The 16,870-nt window shown below is 70.5% G+C and carries 16 protein-coding genes; 10 read left to right on the forward strand and 6 right to left on the reverse strand.

Annotated features, from left to right (window positions below; genetic code table 11):
- Positions 1-64 precede the first annotated feature (64 nt).
- Together ACZ55U_RS36830 and ACZ55U_RS36835 are read right to left on the reverse strand one after the other, a co-directional pair.
- Positions 65-430 carry a TnsA-like heteromeric transposase endonuclease subunit gene (locus tag ACZ55U_RS36830; protein WP_465533593.1) on the reverse strand — a complete coding sequence of 122 codons (366 nt, stop codon included), beginning with the start codon at positions 428-430 and terminating at the stop codon, positions 65-67.
- A 322-nt stretch (positions 431-752) separates the two neighbouring features.
- Positions 753-1,784 carry a C40 family peptidase gene (locus ACZ55U_RS36835; protein WP_465533595.1) on the reverse strand — a complete coding sequence of 344 codons (1,032 nt, stop codon included), beginning with the start codon at positions 1,782-1,784 and terminating at the stop codon, positions 753-755.
- Between the two features lie 178 nt (positions 1,785-1,962).
- Between ACZ55U_RS36835 and ACZ55U_RS36840 the strand changes: the two genes are divergently transcribed.
- From ACZ55U_RS36840 to ACZ55U_RS36875, 8 genes are all read left to right on the forward strand, one after another.
- Entirely contained in the window at positions 1,963-2,439 is a 477-nt protein-coding gene (locus tag ACZ55U_RS36840; protein ID WP_465533597.1) for a hypothetical protein, read from the forward strand.
- 3 nt (positions 2,440-2,442) lie between these two features.
- A complete protein-coding gene (locus tag ACZ55U_RS36845) occupies positions 2,443-2,727 on the forward strand; it encodes a hypothetical protein (RefSeq protein ID WP_380729120.1) in 285 nt (94 codons plus the stop codon).
- Between the two features lie 73 nt (positions 2,728-2,800).
- Positions 2,801-3,541, forward strand: coding sequence for a hypothetical protein (locus ACZ55U_RS36850; protein WP_465533599.1), 741 nt, complete (start codon positions 2,801-2,803; stop codon positions 3,539-3,541).
- Between the two features lie 29 nt (positions 3,542-3,570).
- Positions 3,571-4,983: a hypothetical protein gene (locus ACZ55U_RS36855; protein ID WP_465533601.1), complete on the forward strand. Its 1,413-nt coding sequence runs from the start codon at positions 3,571-3,573 to the stop codon at positions 4,981-4,983.
- 38 nt (positions 4,984-5,021) lie between these two features.
- Positions 5,022-6,437 carry an SCO6880 family protein gene (locus tag ACZ55U_RS36860; RefSeq protein WP_465533620.1) on the forward strand — a complete coding sequence of 472 codons (1,416 nt, stop codon included), beginning with the start codon at positions 5,022-5,024 and terminating at the stop codon, positions 6,435-6,437.
- A 9-nt stretch (positions 6,438-6,446) separates the two neighbouring features.
- Positions 6,447-7,970, forward strand: coding sequence for an ATP-binding protein (locus ACZ55U_RS36865; protein WP_465533603.1), 1,524 nt, complete (start codon positions 6,447-6,449; stop codon positions 7,968-7,970).
- Positions 7,967-9,703, forward strand: a complete 1,737-nt coding sequence (locus tag ACZ55U_RS36870) for a type IV secretory system conjugative DNA transfer family protein (RefSeq protein WP_465533605.1) — start codon at positions 7,967-7,969, stop codon at positions 9,701-9,703. The genes ACZ55U_RS36865 and ACZ55U_RS36870 overlap by 4 nt, the downstream gene beginning before the upstream one ends.
- Complete coding sequence (locus ACZ55U_RS36875; protein WP_465533607.1) at positions 9,696-10,307, forward strand: DUF4913 domain-containing protein; 612 nt, start codon at positions 9,696-9,698, stop codon at positions 10,305-10,307. The genes ACZ55U_RS36870 and ACZ55U_RS36875 overlap by 8 nt, the downstream gene beginning before the upstream one ends.
- Before the next feature lie 10 nt (positions 10,308-10,317).
- On the opposite strand, the gene ACZ55U_RS36880 is transcribed toward ACZ55U_RS36875, so the two are convergent.
- The 4 genes from ACZ55U_RS36880 to ACZ55U_RS36895 form a co-directional block, all read right to left on the reverse strand.
- Positions 10,318-11,973 carry a hypothetical protein gene (locus ACZ55U_RS36880; RefSeq protein WP_465533609.1) on the reverse strand — a complete coding sequence of 552 codons (1,656 nt, stop codon included), beginning with the start codon at positions 11,971-11,973 and terminating at the stop codon, positions 10,318-10,320.
- Positions 11,970-12,356 carry a hypothetical protein gene (locus tag ACZ55U_RS36885; protein WP_465533611.1) on the reverse strand — a complete coding sequence of 129 codons (387 nt, stop codon included), beginning with the start codon at positions 12,354-12,356 and terminating at the stop codon, positions 11,970-11,972. Before ACZ55U_RS36885 ends, ACZ55U_RS36880 begins: the two co-directional genes overlap by 4 nt.
- Positions 12,357-12,519: 163 nt before the next feature.
- Positions 12,520-13,629: a hypothetical protein gene (locus tag ACZ55U_RS36890; protein ID WP_465533613.1), complete on the reverse strand. Its 1,110-nt coding sequence runs from the start codon at positions 13,627-13,629 to the stop codon at positions 12,520-12,522.
- A 633-nt stretch (positions 13,630-14,262) separates the two neighbouring features.
- Positions 14,263-14,736, reverse strand: coding sequence for a hypothetical protein (locus ACZ55U_RS36895; protein ID WP_465533615.1), 474 nt, complete (start codon positions 14,734-14,736; stop codon positions 14,263-14,265).
- Between the two features lie 99 nt (positions 14,737-14,835).
- On the opposite strand from ACZ55U_RS36895, the gene ACZ55U_RS36900 reads away from it, so the two are divergent.
- Positions 14,836-15,786 carry a hypothetical protein gene (locus tag ACZ55U_RS36900; RefSeq protein WP_465533617.1) on the forward strand — a complete coding sequence of 317 codons (951 nt, stop codon included), beginning with the start codon at positions 14,836-14,838 and terminating at the stop codon, positions 15,784-15,786.
- 49 nt (positions 15,787-15,835) lie between these two features.
- Complete coding sequence (locus ACZ55U_RS36905) at positions 15,836-16,684, forward strand: hypothetical protein (protein WP_465533618.1); 849 nt, start codon at positions 15,836-15,838, stop codon at positions 16,682-16,684.
- Positions 16,685-16,870 lie beyond the last annotated feature (186 nt).

Genomic DNA, 16,870 nt, shown 5'->3' on the forward strand with positions numbered 1-16,870 from the left:
CGCCGACCAGGCGACGGCCGAACCAGTGGCTGTCGAACCGCCCACACCCGTCCTGACCAGGTAATCAGCACCTCCCGCGCAGCGGGGGAAGCTCAGGCCGGCAGTCCAGCACCGGGCCCGTCCCGTCGCCCGCCCGTGCGAAGTAGTCCGGTGCGTGTGAGCGGCCACGACCCGACGCCTCATCACGCCAGAACAACCAGAACGGCTGCGAAGCGAACCCCACGACCTGCGGATCGAAGTCCAAGAGGATCGCGTGATCGCGCTCCAGCCACGACTCGAACCCGACATGCCGCCCGGTCGTTGCCGGCCAGTACAGCCCGGGGAAGTGCCGCTGCCCCCGGTACGACGGAAAGTCCCGAAAACCGGAATCGCCTTCTCGAAGGCCGCCTCGACCACATGGTCCAAAGGCTTCCGTACCTCGACTCCGCACTCCAGCCAGGCCAGAGATCGAAACCCGACACCTGGCCCTTCAATGCTCGTAGCCCACCCATGAGCACGACCATCACGGATTCCGTGAGACAAGCCATCCAGAACGGGACGAAACTCACCCCGAAGAGTGACAGCACCCTCGATAGCAGCCACCAAACCCGAGAACCCAGGCCAACCCGCCCAGATCAGTGAGACTCATCCAAACTCAGCGAGACGGGACGGATGAGCCCGAGTCCTCCGACAGCGCCGCTGCGCATGCACGACTTGGGCGCAGAATCAGCGGGAAAGCGCAAAGTGAAATGGGAACCTACACGGTCAGAGCACTAGGGTCGTGTGGCGCCCGCGAAGTCGGAGGCGGGCATGTCCGCAACGGGGGCCTTCTTGACGACGTCGCCGGTCTTCGGCGCGGAGATCGCCAGTCCGTCGCCGATGTAGATCGCCACGTGGTAGACATGGCCGCTGCCGGCGTGGCGCCAGAAGAGCAGGTCGCCGGTTCGCAGGTCGGCCTGGGCGACGGGACGGTCGGCCGTGGCCGAGTACTGCTCGGCGGCGGTGCGGGGAAGCCGGCGGGCAGGCCAGTAGGCGTACTGGACGAGAGCCGAACAGTCCCAGCCGACCGTCGCCTCGGCCAGGCACCGCCCGTCCCGGTACCCGCCGTCCCCGTCGCAGTGGCCCCGGCTCGGACCGGCCGGGCTGCCCCCGCCGTAGCTGTAGGGCACACCCAGCTGGGTGGCGGCCCGGCGTGCGGCGTCCGGGCCGACGCCGTACCCCGTGATCTCCGGAAACCGGCCGGTGCCGCGGAAGCGGCCCAAGTTGCCCATGATGTCTGCCACATAGCGTCGGGTCTCGTCGTACGGCGGCACACCGCGGCTCGCCTCCACCGCGGCCCACCCCGCGTTGTAGCCGGCCAGTGCCAGGTGGCGGGGGTCGTCGGCGATGCCGGACGTCGCCGCCTGAGCGAGCAGACTGCACATCAGCCGCCCCTGCGCCATCACGGCGTCTCCGATGTCGAAGGGCGACGCCTTGCCGCTGTGATCGTCGTCCCTCCCCCAGGTCGCCCAGGTGCCCGGCATGAACTGCGCCGGCCCTTCCGCGCCGACCGGGCTGCGCGCCGCGGCGCGGAATCCGCTCTCCTCGAACAGTTGGGCCGCGAGCAACTCGGGGGCCAGCGCCGGGTTGTGGCAGTCACCGGCGGCCCGGAGCACCCAGGACCGGTACTCCTCGGGCACCCCGCCGACCGACTCCTTGCTCGTCCCGGTGGCCGCTCCCGCCGTCACCACCAGAGCGAACGCCGCGACGACCGCGACGAGCAGCAACACGAGGGGCACCGCACACCCGATCAGGACCTTCTTCACGGAGACCCCCTTGTGAGGTGCGCCGATAGCGCCGAATGGGCGGATGGCCGTGCCTTCCACGCCACCGAGGGCGTTACGCCACGTGGCCGAATCACGACGACCTGGCTCGTGTCACGACGACCTGGCTCGTGGTCGAAAGGCCGCTCTGACAACGCGAGTTACCGGGGGAGGTTGCGACATGGCACCCGATCCGGTGGTGCCTGCACAGCAGGCACGCACCGTCCCGAGGTACGGGCTCATGCCGGTCCACGGCTACGACATCGCCTCCGCCGTGGTGCTTCGGATGCTCGACGGCGACGACGGGCGGGGTCTGCGGGCCTGCGGACTCGGACCGGGGGAACCCGTGCCGTACGGCGTCCAGCCGGTGATCGTCGCCCCCAGCACCGTCTACGGCACCGTGCAGGTGGAAGCGATCGTCCGGAGGTGGCCCGGCACTCTGGCGAAGCCCTGGCTCGTCGTGGTCGCCGACGTCCCCGCCCGCCCTGCGGCGGCTGCCCGCTACCGCCTCCGCGCCTTGGGCGGACGCCTCGCCGGAACGGCGTACCTGCCCTACCTGTCGGCGCTCCGCTCGGTCGAACGCGCCGAAGACGCCTTGGCCGACGCCGCCGTGGCGCGCGCGGCCTCCCGACTCCGTGCCCAGCTCGAAGGGAAGTGACTGGTGTTCATCGCTGAAGACCCCAAGAACTCGGGGCTGATCCCCGCCGCCAAGCCGACCAAGATCCCGGGGATGGACGGTACCGTCAGCACGTTGTTCGGCTATGGCCTGTGGATTCTCCTACTGGCGGGCGTTGTTGCCGCCGGCGTCGGGGTGTGGAAGCTCGCCATGTCCGACAAGTCCCGGCACGGCGGCGGCTCCGAACCGTTCAAGTGGATGGGCAGCGGCGTCGCGGCCGTCCTGCTCGCCGGTTCGCTGATTTCCATCCTCAACGGCATCGCGGGCTGACATGAGGAAACCAAGAAGAAGCAGTCGCCTCTCCCAGGCCGTGCTGTGGGGATCAGTCGCAACACTGGCTGCGGTGCTCAGGCTGACCGGGTACGAGGTACTGATTGGCAACGGTAGTGATGCGACGCCACAGCAGGGGACCTCAATGTCACCGTCTCCGGCCCCCTCTACGACAACAGCCGGTCCTCAGCCGGCGCCCACGTACAGCGTTCCGTCGACCTGGACCGAACCGCAGCGCTGGCTCGCCGTGCCACAGGGCGCCCGGAGGGCGGCGAACGGGAGAGAGACCGGGTTTCCCAACACCACCGACGGCGCCATCGGGATGATGGTGGCCGCTTCCACGATCGGCGTCGAAGGAACTGACACCCTCGCGAACCAACAACTCGCCGTCTACAGCACCTATGTTCTGCCTTCCGAGCAGTCCCCGACGGCGGAGGCGAAGGTGCGCCAGGGTGCGGAGCGGACTGACGCCGCGACACGCAAAGCCCTCGGTCTGCCGGAGAGCGGACCTCTACCGAGCGGCGCATTCATGCGAACCGCCATGGTCGGGGTCAAGACCATCCAAGTTGCCCCAACACAGGTGACCGCGTACGTGCTGACGGTCGTCAGCGACAAGGGTGGGGAGACGATCCCGGAGAAGACGGTCTACAGCGTGGGAATCCTCGGTGCCGTCTGGCAGGACGGCGACTGGAAGCTGTCGGGACAGGCCATCAAGGACATGGCGGATCGAGCCGACCAGAAGCCGGCCATCGCGGTTCCGGGCGACGCCGCCTTCAACACGGCCGGCTGGACCGCGATCAGGCAGGCATCGTGAGGTACCGGCTCGCTGCCCTCCTCCTGGCGGTGACCGTCGTCTTCGGCGCAGGCGCGGCCTTCCCACCACAGGCTGCCGCAGATGACGGTGTCGTCGGCTCGATCGTCGAGTTCGGTTGCGGCCAGACCGCCGTCGGTCTGATCGGGCGAATGTTTGACACTGACTGGTGCGAGACGGCCGGCAAAGCGACCGACAGGGTGGTCGATGAGGAGTGGGACAAGGTCTGGCAGTCCGCCGTCGGTGATTGGCTCAAGGCGGCCATCGAACTGTGCAAGCAGTTGATGACGGTGACGCTGACGGTCGCCTTGAGAGGACCATCACTGAGGCTGGAGAACACCGGCCTGTGGAACGGGGACGCTCTACTGGCCGGGATAATGACATGGCTCGGCCTGGTGATCTCCGTGTTCGGATTCATGTGGCAGGCCGGTCGCATGGCTGTCAGCGGCCAGGCGAGGCACCTGCTGCGCGCTGCCTCCGGATGGGCGCAGAACGCGCTGCTGAGCGTCTTCGGGGTGTCGCTGGTGGCGCTGCTGCTGGCGGCCGGCGATGCGCTGACCGAGGGGCTCGTCCAAAGCGTCTTCCACGACGATAAGACCGCTTTCGACAAGATCATCACCACCATGGTTCCCAACGGGATCGTGAACCCGGTGATCGTGGCAGGCGGCTCCGTGGTCCTCATCCTGGTGGGCTTCATCCAGCTCGTACTGGTCTTCCTACGCAACAGCGCGATCCCGATCCAGTGTCTCCTGCTGCCGATCGCGGGGGCCGGACGGGTCGGTGGCGACGCCTCCCAGAAGTGGGTGCCGAAGCTGATCTCCTCGATCCTCGTCGGCATCGCCTACAAACCCGTTCTCGCGGTCATCGTCTGTGTGGGATTCACCGAGTTCGGAAAGTCGGACGGCTTCAGCGCGTGGTTGCGCGGGCTGGCCACGCTGGTGCTCGGCATCCTCGCTCCCGGACCACTCACGCGAATCTTCGCTTCCCTGAGTGAGGAGCTCGGGTCGGGCATGGCTGGCTCCGGCGCTGTCGGGGCCGTGGGCGCGATCGGCGCGATGGCCAGACGCGGAAGCGATGTTCCTACCGAAAACCTGGCTGCGGACGGTGGAGGAGACCATCCGGCCACAGCCGTCGAACACGCGAAACACGTGGAACAGACCATGCCCAAGAGCAAGGCCCACGACGAAGAGGTGGACGGCAGCGGCGACGCCCTCGCTCAGGCCGCCCGCACCGCCGCCGGGCGAATCCCCTACCCGACCCCGGCGGGAGACAGTACGGGCTCCGCAGCCGGTGCCGGTGACGCGGCTCAGGCCACTGGTGCGGGAATCGTCGCCGGCGTCGCTGGGACGGCAGCCGGAGCGGGCCCCGTGATCCAGGTCCTGGACGGACTCGACCAGACCGTCCAGCGGAGTGCGGGGGAGATCGGAAACGGAGGGCACCTGTGACCACTGCGACCACGCACGAAGTTCCGGACGGGTTGAGGGTGCAGGGATTCCGCACGCGGCGCAGCTTCGGCCTCGGTGGAATGTCGCGGCACGCCACCATCATGGCGGCGGCCGTGCTGATCACGGACGGCATCGTCGGCGCCCGGTACCCAGGTACCCTGCTCGTCACCGTGCCGCTCACCCTCACCGTCGCAGGGCTGGCCGCCGCGCGCCGACACGGCATGTCGGCTCTGGCCTACTACTGGGCCGTCCTCGCGTGGCGGCGCGCCGACCGGTCGGGTAGCACGTCCTACCGCCAGGTCCTTCTGCCGCAGCCCTACGCCCTGGACCTGCCCGGCGTCGGTGCGAGTTCCGTACTGATCGCCGCGCACGACCCCACCACGGGCTGTCCGGTCGGGGTGGTCCGCAACCGGTCCAGTGGGGCAATGGCCGTCACCACCCTGCTCGCCCCCGGCGGGACACTCATGGCCACCACCAGCTCGGTACGCGCCGGCCTTCGCAGCTGGAGCTCGGTCCTGGACGCGATAAGCACCGACGAACAGATCCTGGGTGCCTCGGTCACCATCCAGATCACCCCCGGTGCGGGTGAAGCACTCGCTGACGACGTCAAGGCCCGCCGTCGACCGGACGCCCCCCGCTTGGCGCTCGACACGATCGATGAACTCGTACGTACCACGCCACGTGCGACCGCCTCGGTGGCACCGTGGATGACCGTCATCGTCGACCCGACCGCGGGGACGAACCCCGCGACCGACCTGGCCGAACAGGTGGCCGAGGCCCTCCGGGTGGTCGACACACTCGATCTGAGCGGCACCGGCACGGACATCGTCCGACGGAGCACGCCCACCGACCTGCGCCGCATGGTCCGCTCCGCCTACGACCCCGCAGTGTTCGACGCCCGGGACGAGGAGTTCGCCGAGCTGTCCTGGGGCGAGTGCGGCCCGGTGGCCGCGGACGACCTACTTGAGGCCTACGCGCACGACGGCGCCGTCTCCGTAAGCTGGGTGCTCCGGGAAATGCCGCGCCGCCCGATCCCCTACAGCGTGTTGCTGCCGCTGCTCAGCCCCGGACGGTTCCAGCGCCGTGTCACCATCTCCTACCGCGTGCTCGACCCGATCGAGGGCGAGGCGGTCCTCGAACGTGAGATCTCCAACGCCGAGCAGCGTGCGCAGGCGACCGCCCAGGTGCGGGGACGCGCGAAGTGGAGCCAGAAAGCCGACTACCAGCGTGCCGAACAGGCGGCCAACCAGGCGGCGAGCGGTGCCCAGGTCGTCGACTGGACGTTGCGGGTCACCGCCACCGCTCGCTCCGCCGCCGAACTGCCCGATGCTCGACAGGAGTTGGAGCGCGCTGTGAAGGCGACGAAGGGCATCCGGATGCGGCCGGCCTACGGCGCGCAGGCTTCCACCTTCGCGGCCGGACTTCCGATCGGCTACCACCCCCTGGTCAAGTGAGGAGCTGGCATGAAACAGCCGAAGGTCCTGACACCCCGTTGGGTTCCTGAGCCGGACGGCGGGCGCCGCAAGCACGGATGGACGCATCTCGCAGCAGGCTCCCGCCGGGCCTACGCTCCGCGGCTTGGTTGGGGCGGCCTGTACGGCGGCCGGGCGGCCGTGGAGGACACCGGGAATGTCTACACCGGTCCCTCGACCCAGGCCGGCGCAATCTACCCCTTCCTGCTCGGCTCACGGCTGCCGCCGCGTGGGGTGCCGGTCGGCCGCGACGTGCTCACCGGGGAGCTGGTGTGCATCGATCCGTCGGGCTGGACCGGAAGGCTCACCACGAACCCGGGTGTATGGGTCATGGCGCAGCCTGGCGTCGGCAAGTCGGCCCTGATCAAGAGGATCTGCCTCGTCTACGTGTCCTTCGGCCACATGATGTGTGTCCCGGCCGACGTCAAGGGCGAGTACTCCATGATGGTCCGCGAACTCGGTGGCAGCGTGCTGCGTATCGGCGCCGGAACCGAGCGGATCAATCCCCTGGACTCCGGCCCACTGAAGCATCGTCTGCCCGCCTTGCCGACCGTCGACCGCGAAATCCTGTTGGATGTCCTCAACGGCCGGCGTCTGGAGGCCCTCGGCGCCCTCCTGGCCACTCGGGTCGGACTCGGACGCCAGCCTGACGAGGTCGAACGTTCTGCGCTGACCACCGCCGTGCAGCTTGCCGCCGACGCCGTCCCGGGTGCCGATCCCGTGGTTCCCGATGTGATCGCCGTCCTCCGGCAGGCCCCTGCGGCGCTGCGGGCCAAACTCGCCGCCGAGGGCGACACCTACCTCGGTCTGACCCGTTCGATCGTTGCCGGCCTGGACAACCTGGTCGGCGGCCCCCTCAAGGGGATGTTCGACGGCCCGACCACAACGCCGGTCGATCTGACCGCACCGGCCGTGTCCGTCGACATCAGCGCGCTGAGGGCCCGTGGCAACGACGTCGTCTCCGCGGGGATGATCGCCAGCTGGGCCTACACCTACTCCTCCATCGACAGCGCCCGCAGCCTCGGACTGATGCGCCGCAAACTCGTACTGCCCATGGACGAGATGTGGCGAGCCCTTCGGGCGGGCCCGGGTCTCGTCGACGCCATGGACGGAATCAGCCGCCTTAACCGGACCACGGACGATGTCAGCATCTACGCCACGCATTCGACCCTGGACTCCGAATCCCTGCCCACCGAGGAGGATCGGGCCAAGGCGAGGGGGCTGATGGACCGGTGCGACACCTGGGTGATCGGCGGCTCGACCGACGAGGAACTGAGCCGTGTCTCCGGCAAGCGAGCCCTCACCGAGCAGGAGCGGATGATGATCACATCCTGGGCGTCGGCGACCAGCACTGGTCTCGACACCTCCGACCAGATTCATCCCGGGCGTGGCAAGTACCTGATCAAACTCGGCAGTCGGCCGGGCATCGCCGCAGCGATGACGCTCACCGCGACCGAGCACCGGCTCTACCACACCGACGCGACCGAGAACGAGACTGAGGGGCCTCGCCGATGATGACCGAGAACGACCGGGCGTGGCTCGCCGGCGGCGTCCTCGTCGGCGGCTCCGTGGCCTTGTCCGCTTCCACCTGGGCCGGGGCCGCCGCGGGCGCCGTCCTCGCCGGAGCCGACGTCCCGCCGCCCAGCCCGTACACCGTCTTCGAGATGGCGCGCGACTGGAACTCCGTCTGGCCGCACTCCCCCGCCGCCAGCGGCATCGGTGCCGCGTTCCTCGACCTGGCCGTCGTCGCCGGACTGGTCTGGGGCCTGTGGGCCGGCCTGCGCTGGTTCCACAACGCCTCCCACCTCGCCACCCTCCACCAGGTGCGCGACCTCACCCCCGCGCGAGCCGCCCGTACCGCCACCCGGCTGCGGGCCTCCCTGCGAGATGTCAGACCACGCGACGTGGCCCCGCGCGATCGGGGCGTACCGCTCGGGGACCACCTGCCCACCGGTGTGGAACTGCGCGGGTCCGACGAGGACACCTACCTGGCCGTGATGGCGCCCCGGGCCGGCAAGTCCTCCGCGATCGCGATCCCGGTCGCAGAGGAGGCCCCGGCGGCCCTGCTGCTGACCAGTAACAAGCCGGACGTCTACGCCGCCACCCTGGCCTCCCGCGGGAGGGCGGGCAACGTCTGGGGCTTCGACACCCAGGGCGTCGCGCGGATCGAACGAGCGTGGTGGTGGGACATCGTCGCCGAGGCCGAGACGCTCGACCGCGCCGAGCGCTTGGCCTCGCACTTCGTCAACCAGGTCAAGTCGGAGGCCTCCGACCCGTTCTGGGCCCAGGGCGCCAGCGACCTGCTGGTCGGCATGTGGCGCGCCGCCTGGTGGGACGGCGCCACCGTGCGACACGTGCTCAGGTGGCTGGCCGACCCCAAGGAGCGGGCGCCGCTGCGCATCCTGTACCAGCACGAGGAGGTCCTCGCCGAACAGGTCGACAGCTCCATCAACATCGCCGAGGAGACCCAGTCCGGCATCTATCAGAACGCTCGCACCGCCGTCAGCGCGCTGCGCGACGAGAAGGTGCTCGCCTGGATGCTCCCCGACAAGCACCGGCCCCGGTTCCGGCCCGAGGAGTTCGCGCTCAGCCGGGACACCCTCTACCTGCTCAGCAAGAAGGGCGGCGCCGCCTCCGCCGTCGTCGCGGCCCTCGCCGACTCCGTGTTCACCGCGGCGTCCGAGGCCGGCGAGCGCCACGGCGGGCGCCTGCCCGAGCCGATGCGCGCGGTCCTGGACGAGGCGGCCAACATCTGCCGGATCGAGGACCTGCCCGACCTCTACAGCCACCTCGGCTCACGGGGCATCACCCCGTACACGATCCTCCAGTCCTACCGGCAGGGCGTGAGGGCCTGGGGGGAGGTCGGCATGGACGCCCTGTGGGGCGCGGCCACGAAGAAGGTGATCGGTGTCGGCCTGGACGACCCGCGCTTCGTCAGCGACGTCGCCACCCTGGTCGGGAACCACGACATCATCCGCGAGTCCCACTCCAGGAGCCTCGAGGGTGGCTCGATGTCCTTCAGCGAGCACCGCGAGCAGATCCTCGAACCCGCGCAGGTCCGGGCCATGAAGCGCGGCACCGCCCTGCTGCTGTCCACCGGCATGCCCGTCGCCCAGATCGCCCTGCGGCCCTGGTACGCGGAAGCGGCCATGGCTCACATCGGCCCGGCGATGACGGCCGAGGAGGCCGCCATCGCCAAGCGCGCCGCCGTCGCCTGGGAACAGCGGAAGACGGCACGCCATGGCTGACGAAGCCGCGAGCCGGGCGCTCACCGAGGACGTGGAGGACCTCAAGGCCGTGCTCCGGGCCGTTCAGGCCGAACTGCGGGACCTGCGGGACGCCGTCTCGGGCGCGCACGGGCCGGCGGGCGACGGGATCGGAACACCCGACGGGATCGGAACACCCGACGGGGGCGAGACGTCCGACGGCACCGGCGAACAGCAGGAGCATGACGCCGAGTGGCACTACCCGCCCTTCCTGTTCCTCCTCGAAGGTGAGCAGCGGGACGCCGAGCTGCGGCTGCTCGCGGAGTGGGTCGAAGGCGTCCTCGTTCCCGGCTGCCTCGCCGAGGTGTCCGCCGACGCCCGGTGGTGCCACCGGTGGATCGAGCACTGGGACGCCGTCGGGGTGCTGCACGCGATGTGGCTGGCCTGGCAGGAGCTCACCGATCCCGCCACCTGCGGGTACACCGGGCCCAGCGTCTGGTACCGGGACCACTACCGCCCCCATGTCGCCGCCCTGCGCGGCCCGGGCGGCCCGTTCGGCGGCTGCACCAAGGGCGAACACCGGATCGAGCACCGGTTGCCCGGCCAGGTGCCCAGCGCCTGGTGCGCCACCGAGGACGAGGACTGATCGGCCGGCGCTACCGGGTCCTCCTGCGCCGCTGGAGCGCGCTGATCTCCCGGGACAGCTCGGACGCGCGGTGCGCGGGCAGGCGCGCCGGTTCCGGCGGCCGTACCGCCGTCGTGCTGCGGGCACGGGCGGCGGCGGCTTGCACGCGCCGGGTGTCGCTGGCGGGGTCGCCGGTGAAGCCGAGCGTGTTCCGGCGATCGGCCTCCAGCACGGCCCGGGCGAGCGGATGGCCGGCCGCCTCCGCCGCGCGGGCGACCGCGATCTGTGCCGCCGCGGACGCCTGACGGGCTCGGTTGTAGGCGCTCGTGACGTGGCTGATCTGCTCTGCCGACGCCGGATACCACCTGGTCCAGCCGTCCTTGATCTGGTCGGAGGGCGCGCTGCCGCGCGGGTTGTGGGCGGGGTCGGAACTGAGGAGTGCCCCGCGCCGGACCAGGGCGAGGGCGATGCGGGGGACGTGTTCGGCGAGGACCTGCCCGGTGGCGGGGACCGCATGGGCGGCGGCGAGCAGCTGCGGGCCGTCGCCGGGCGCCGTGATGATCTCGTGCGCGGCCCTGGGTGCGCGTTGCCCGCCATCGCGTCGGGTCCAGCCGGACGAGAAGAGGGTGCGGCCGAGTCGGACCACGGCGAACTCGGCCTCGCGCACGAGGCGGGGGTTCAAGGTGGCGGGGGCGCTGCCGAGGTCCCGCTTCCAGACGACTGCGGCCTCACGCCAGGCCCGGGCCGCTGCGCGCAGGGCCCCGCCGGCCGCACCGAGGACGCCCTGGGCGACAGGGTCGGAGGTGAGCAGTTCCCGGGTGTGCTCGATCAGGCTGGCGGCGAGCACGTGGGCCACCCCGGAGTGGTTGGCGACAGCTGACAGCTCGTCGACTGTGGCCTCCGGCAGGCGCTGGGCCGCCTGCTGCGCCACGTGGGCGGCGAGCCAATCCAGACCCGCGCCGACCGCCCGGAGTGCTTCCCCCTGCGGCTCCCCCGGCCTGACCGGGAGGGGCATCACCGTGGCCGCCGTCGGGAGATAGATGAGGCCGGGGGCGGGCACGGACCGGCGGGGCGAGTGGAGCTGGCGGTGGATGCCGATCGCCGCCTGTTCGATCAGCACCGCGCGCTCCCTGATGCGGTAGGCCACCTCGTGCCTGCGGACCACCCTGCGGTCGGGCGGGCACAGCTGTCCGATCCGTACGGCCACGCGCCCTGCGGTGCTGGCGAGTTCCGCCGTCTCGGCGACCATGTGACGTGCGACTCCGGCGCTGTCCAGGTACGCGGCGTAGGGGCTGCGAGGTTCACCGTCCGGCCCGTGGTGGCTGGCGAGCACGTCCCCCGCGAGGCGCAGGTAGCGTACGGCCTGGGCCAGGTGCGAGGCCGCAGGGTCGGGCTCCGGCCAGGCGTAGAAGGCCTCGTCGCGCAGGAACCGCCCGAGGATCTCGACGTTGCTGTGCAGTCGGGCCACGTCGCCCTCGCCGATGCCGAGCGGGTCGGGGGCGAGCGGTCCGAACCGGCCGGACGAACGGTGGAGCAGCTGGAAGACGTCCGCCAACGCCTCGCTACGGGCCGCGTGTTGACCGGGTGAGCTCGGCCCCTCGATGTCGGCGAGGGTGAGGGCCGCCATGGCGTACCCCAACCGGGTTCTCGTCATGGCGAGGAAATCACCCCAGGTGACGTCCCTCATCCGGTCGCTCCTTGCCCGACGGGCAGAGCATTGCGCAGCGCGATGGCGGCATCCCGGATGTGGAGAGCAGCCATGTGGCGGTTCCTCACGTGCAGGATGTCGACCGAGCGTTCACCGAGTTCGTCGAGTGCGTCGGCGAGGTCGTTCAAGCGGTCGACCAGGGTGAGGTCGGCCCCCTTGTCGCCCTCCTCCGGGACGGCTTCGGGCAGCGGGAGGTACATGCTCGCCTCAGTGGCATAGGAGGCAGCGGCGAGCGCGGCCAGCTCGTCGTAGCGCTCGTCCCGGTCTGCCAGCTCCGCGAGCGCGTATGCAGCGACGATGGTCGTCTCCAAGATGCTGGCGGCAACCTGTTCGAGGTCCTGGTGGTCGGGGCTCAGGTTCATGGTTCGATCCTCCGGTCGGGGCTGTGGGGGGGTGCGACGACAGGCAAGCACGGTTCGCGGCGGTTCAGGGTGATAAATCGGGTCCCTGTGGACGGACGCGGGCGCGCCGACAGGGCGATTCACCGGTACGAGTGAAACCGCCGAACTCGCTCCAGGCTTCGTCTCACCTCTGGTGGGGCTTGCGCCCGGGCTGGACAGACGATCCACCATGCCGCAGGCGCGCGGGCTGCTCACCCTCGGCGACCGCGGGCCGATTCGCAAACCGGCGGGCAGACCTGGCCCTGGCCGCCCCCGCGGAGACGCCCCCGGAACGCACGGACGCCGGGCCCGGCCGCTGCAGCGCCTCGCCCATCCGCCGCAGCCCGGGAACATCGACAGTGACGGACGACGGCCCTCCCCCGGGAGCGGCACCACCATCCTGGCGCCGAGCGACCAGGCTGTAGGCGCCCGCCGCATCGCCGAGGGCGAGGAGCGTCTCCGCACTCGGCAGCGCGGTTTGGCCACGGCGCAGCTGGTCGGAGGCGAGTTGGGCGAGCCGGGCGATCGTCTCGCACGCGTGAATCGACACGTTGCGCAGGAACTCCGAGACACGGTGGTCGGCGAAGAGGCGGCCGGCGAACTCACCCGCCCTCACCGTGAGCGTTCGCCACAGGCGGCCGACCGTCTCTCGGACGGCCCGAAGTTGCCGCCATTCCCCAAGGTCGAGGAGGGCCGGGTCGCATCCGTCTGCGTCGCGAAGAGCGGCGTTGACCGCCTCCGCGCCCTGCCGGGCAGCGGGGTGAGCCGTCGTCCGCCCGGTGACCGGCCTCGCAGGGCCACCTGGCGTCGCGGCGACCTGCCGCCAACGAACCTGCAGCGCCTCGACATCGGCTTCCAGGACCGCTCGCAGATCGTCGGCCGTGCTGCGCCCCTCGGGCACGATCTCCTTCCAGGCTTCCAGCACGTCTCGAAGCTGCTCCTTGAGATCGGGCAGTCCGGCTCCGTCCGTCACCGGCCGAGCGCCGACTGGCTCAACCGGTCCCTGTTCTGCCCACAGGGGCATCTGTTCCATCCGTGCCGCGGCCCGGAGGCTCGCCTGGGACGCTACGTGCGGCCGGGATTCCACCTGCACGCGTACCGCCCGATCGTCCGTTCCGGCATCTGCGGTCCAGCCCCCTGCGAGTCCGGCCGAGATCGCGTCCTCCTCGGCCAGCCGCTCCCAGGTCCTCTGATCGTTCGCTGGAGGAACACCGAGAACGAGGTCCTCCTGCTCCGCCGACTGCAGTGGTCGCACCGCCACCTCCAACACGACAGGCCACATATCCGAACATCGGCACCGAGGAGTGAAGCGTCCCAGGTGAGCGCCGCTCCGCACGCGGTACGGGTGTCCTCGGTGTAGCACATGCCTCCGCCGGCGTTCCCCGTTCAACGCGCCCGTGTCCTGGCTCGTCGGCCAATCCGCAGCTCAATCGTGGGGAACGTCAAGCCGACGCCGGACAGTTCACGCCGCGGACGGCAGGAGTAGCGCCCCTGCGCGAAGTCGGCAGGCGCGCCGGGAGGCGCGAGTGAGCGATCTTCATCGCGGCGCGAGTGCCGGCTGGTACACGACGCCGCGGTCAGCGAGTCACCCTGTCCGTTCGCCGCGGCGACGGGCGCCTCCGCCGTCGTCGGCCCCGTGCGAGGGAGCTGTTCGTACCACCGCTCCAGCGCCCCCGCACGACCGTACTGCGAGGGCCTGCGGCGTGGTCACGCCGGAACGCGTCGTCGATCAGGTCCAGATGCCGGGCCTGCATCTCCCGGCCGTCACTGAGGGGCGCGGCGAGCGCACCCGGTGAGTGGCGCAGCGCCGGCGACGCCCGCTCGACGATGGCCCGGCGGCGCTCCGTGGGCAGGAGCCGGTGCTGCTCGACCAGGCCGTCGACCGCCGTCACTCCTCGCCCCGCGCGGCGGCCGGGGCGATCAGCGCGGCCGGCTCGTCGCCGGTGGTGTCCGCCGCGATTTCGATCAGGCCGCCGTCGTGCCCGGTGGTCCCGGTGCGCGCCGGCTGGTCCGGTCGGAGGAGGCGCGCCCGGCGCTCCGTGATCCGCAACGCCCGTTCGGTTGCCTGGAGTTCACCGTCGCGCACCGCCCGCCGGTACGCGACGACGTACAGCCGGTCGGGGCCGGCCGCAGCCCCGGGAAGCAGCGGCGCTTGGTCGGGACTGCGAGCGGCCCGGGGTTCGAGGCCTCGGGCGACGGGTTCGGCGACGCGGGTGGTCCGCGGGGCCGTGCCGTAGCGGACCCGGAGGTCGTGCTCGGGAGCGCTGTCGGCGAGGTCGGCGAGGTCGGTGGACTGGGGGACGGGTCGGCGGAGGGCGGCCACCGCCAGTCGCCCACCGGCGGCGATGCGTGCGGGCCGCACCGCATCCCCAGCCGTTAACAACCGTGGCGTCTAGGTGAGATGATGCACCGCCACGTCTTCTTGCGTGCTTCGTCCAGGACGATGGAGGGGTTGGTGCTGGTGTCAGCATCGAACCACGGTGGTCAGGGATTTCCCGATGGCTCGGCGGGTGGCTGGAGCAGGCCGACCTCCGAGGAAACAGACAACTCGATCAAGGACAGCACGGTCCACGGTGCGGTCTTCCAGGCCGCGGAGATGACCGTCTTCCACTCTGCTCCGCTCCACGCTCCGGGCGGACCGGCTCCGGTCCCGCCCGAGCCTTCCGCGCCGTGGACGAGCAACCGGGCGAAGGTAACGGGCTTCGGCGTCTTGGCGGGCGTCGGCGCGTTCGCCCTCACCTGGCTGGCCATGTTCGCCGCCACGCAACCGAACGGCGCGACGAGCTCGGGTGAGCCGTCCGCCGCCCGCACGCTGCGCTCCCCGAGCGCCCGGGTGGACGGCGAGTTCGCCGTCGCCGATCCCGGGCCGGGAGCGGCCGGAAAGCCGTCCTACCCGGGCCCTTCCCAGAGCACGGAAGCGCCGGCGGAGAGCCCGAAGCCGTCCGCCCCGAGCACGGCGGTACCCTCCGGCATCACCGCGGGCCTCATCAGGGACATGGGCCTGGAGTGGAGAGGGGGCAGCTGCAACCAGCAGCTCGACGCCGGCGGGCTCCCCACCACCGGCCGCATGGCGGCCAGGTTCCGTACACCGGACAAGCCGGACGCGCGCGATCAGTTGACCTTCGGACTCAGCCCGGGAATCGCCCCGCCGGACGGGGTCTTCGACGTGGTCGAGGTCCGGCCTCCGTCCCAGGTGAAGGCGGGGCTTCATCCCGCCGCTCAGCTCAGTCGCGTACTGACCGCTTCTCCCCCCGAGGACAGCCGCCTCCCCACGGACGACGAGATCGACTACCCAGCGGGCTTCCCCGGGGCGGCACCACTCACCGAGAAGGGCGACTGGACGGTGATCTACTACCTGGTCCGCGATCACAGCCTTCACCCCGTCGGCTGCTACGGATTCACCGTCCAGTGACGGATCTCCGCTCCCCCCCCCTGCCAGACGGAAAGGACGGCACCCGACTGTGCGGAACCGGCTTCGCTTCCTCCCGATCATCGGGTATCCGCGCCGCGTTTATGCCACCTATGCCGTGATCGTCGTCCTGGTGGCCGGCGCAACGGCGGTGACCCACCCCGGACTGAGCCTCGACGGCCGTGCCGCCGGTACCGCTCCGGAGAGCTCCGTGCTGACCGGCCGGACTCCGGCCACCGGCCCGGCGGCTGCCGACCAGCTCACTCAGAAGGTCGGCATCATCGACCCCGGCTGCGCCGGGAACGACGTCTGGCGGTTTCCCGGCACCCAGGCCGATGTGAAGTCCTTCGATCCCCCGTCTTCGGTGAGCAACTTCAACGCGGAACGCTGGGCCCGTGGTCACGGCGGCGCGATCGCCGGACACAGCCTCACTCAGGCCGTGGTGCAGGCATCCGGCGATCGCGAGACGCCGCTGAAGAGTCTCAAGGTCCAGGTGCACAGCCGCAGCAGCAAGGTGATGGGACCCGCCGTCAGCACCATGGTGGATCCTGCCTGTGGCGGTCCACCCCGTGAGGTGATCACCGTCCACATCGACTTCGACACCACCCCGGGAACGATCTCCGCCGTCGACCAGACCGGCGCCAGGATCAAGACCGACGATCTGCTGCTGTCGGTGACTCCGGCCCAGTCCGTCACCTTCGAGTTCGACGCGGTCAGCAGAACCTGCGACTGCACATGGACCGCGGAACTGCACTACCTCGACCGTGCGGGTGAGGAACGCATCCTGACCTTCGACGACAACGGCAAGCCCTTCCGGCTCACCCAGGCCGAGACCACGGCGGTGAACTGCTACTCGAAGATCAGGGGAAACACCTGGACAACCTGCGGGCCCCAGAAGTAGCCGGTCGTCCGGCCGATCCCGCCGGCTTGCGAGCCTCGCTGGGCCGACGTCAGCCAATAGCTGAAAGCAGCAGTAGCTGAAGAGAGCGAGTTAGTACTGCAACGGTGCTTACCGTGACGTTCGTTGGGTTCGCTCGTTGGGCTGTTCATGGGTGGGGACATATCCGAGGTCGATGCTCGTTTCTGG

The sequence above is a fragment of the Kitasatospora sp. NPDC034533 genome, assembly GCF_055575155.1.

Coding starts and splice junctions, on each gene's coding strand:
- ACZ55U_RS36870 (WP_465533605.1), top strand. CDS start 7,967: ATGATGACCGAGAACGACCGGGCGTGGCTCGCCGGCGGCGTCCTCGTC.
- ACZ55U_RS36885 (WP_465533611.1), bottom strand. CDS start 12,356: ATGAACCTGAGCCCCGACCACCAGGACCTCGAACAGGTTGCCGCCAGC.
- ACZ55U_RS36880 (WP_465533609.1), bottom strand. CDS start 11,973: ATGAGGGACGTCACCTGGGGTGATTTCCTCGCCATGACGAGAACCCGG.
- ACZ55U_RS36875 (WP_465533607.1), top strand. CDS start 9,696: ATGGCTGACGAAGCCGCGAGCCGGGCGCTCACCGAGGACGTGGAGGAC.
- ACZ55U_RS36840 (WP_465533597.1), top strand. CDS start 1,963: ATGGCACCCGATCCGGTGGTGCCTGCACAGCAGGCACGCACCGTCCCG.
- ACZ55U_RS36865 (WP_465533603.1), top strand. CDS start 6,447: ATGAAACAGCCGAAGGTCCTGACACCCCGTTGGGTTCCTGAGCCGGAC.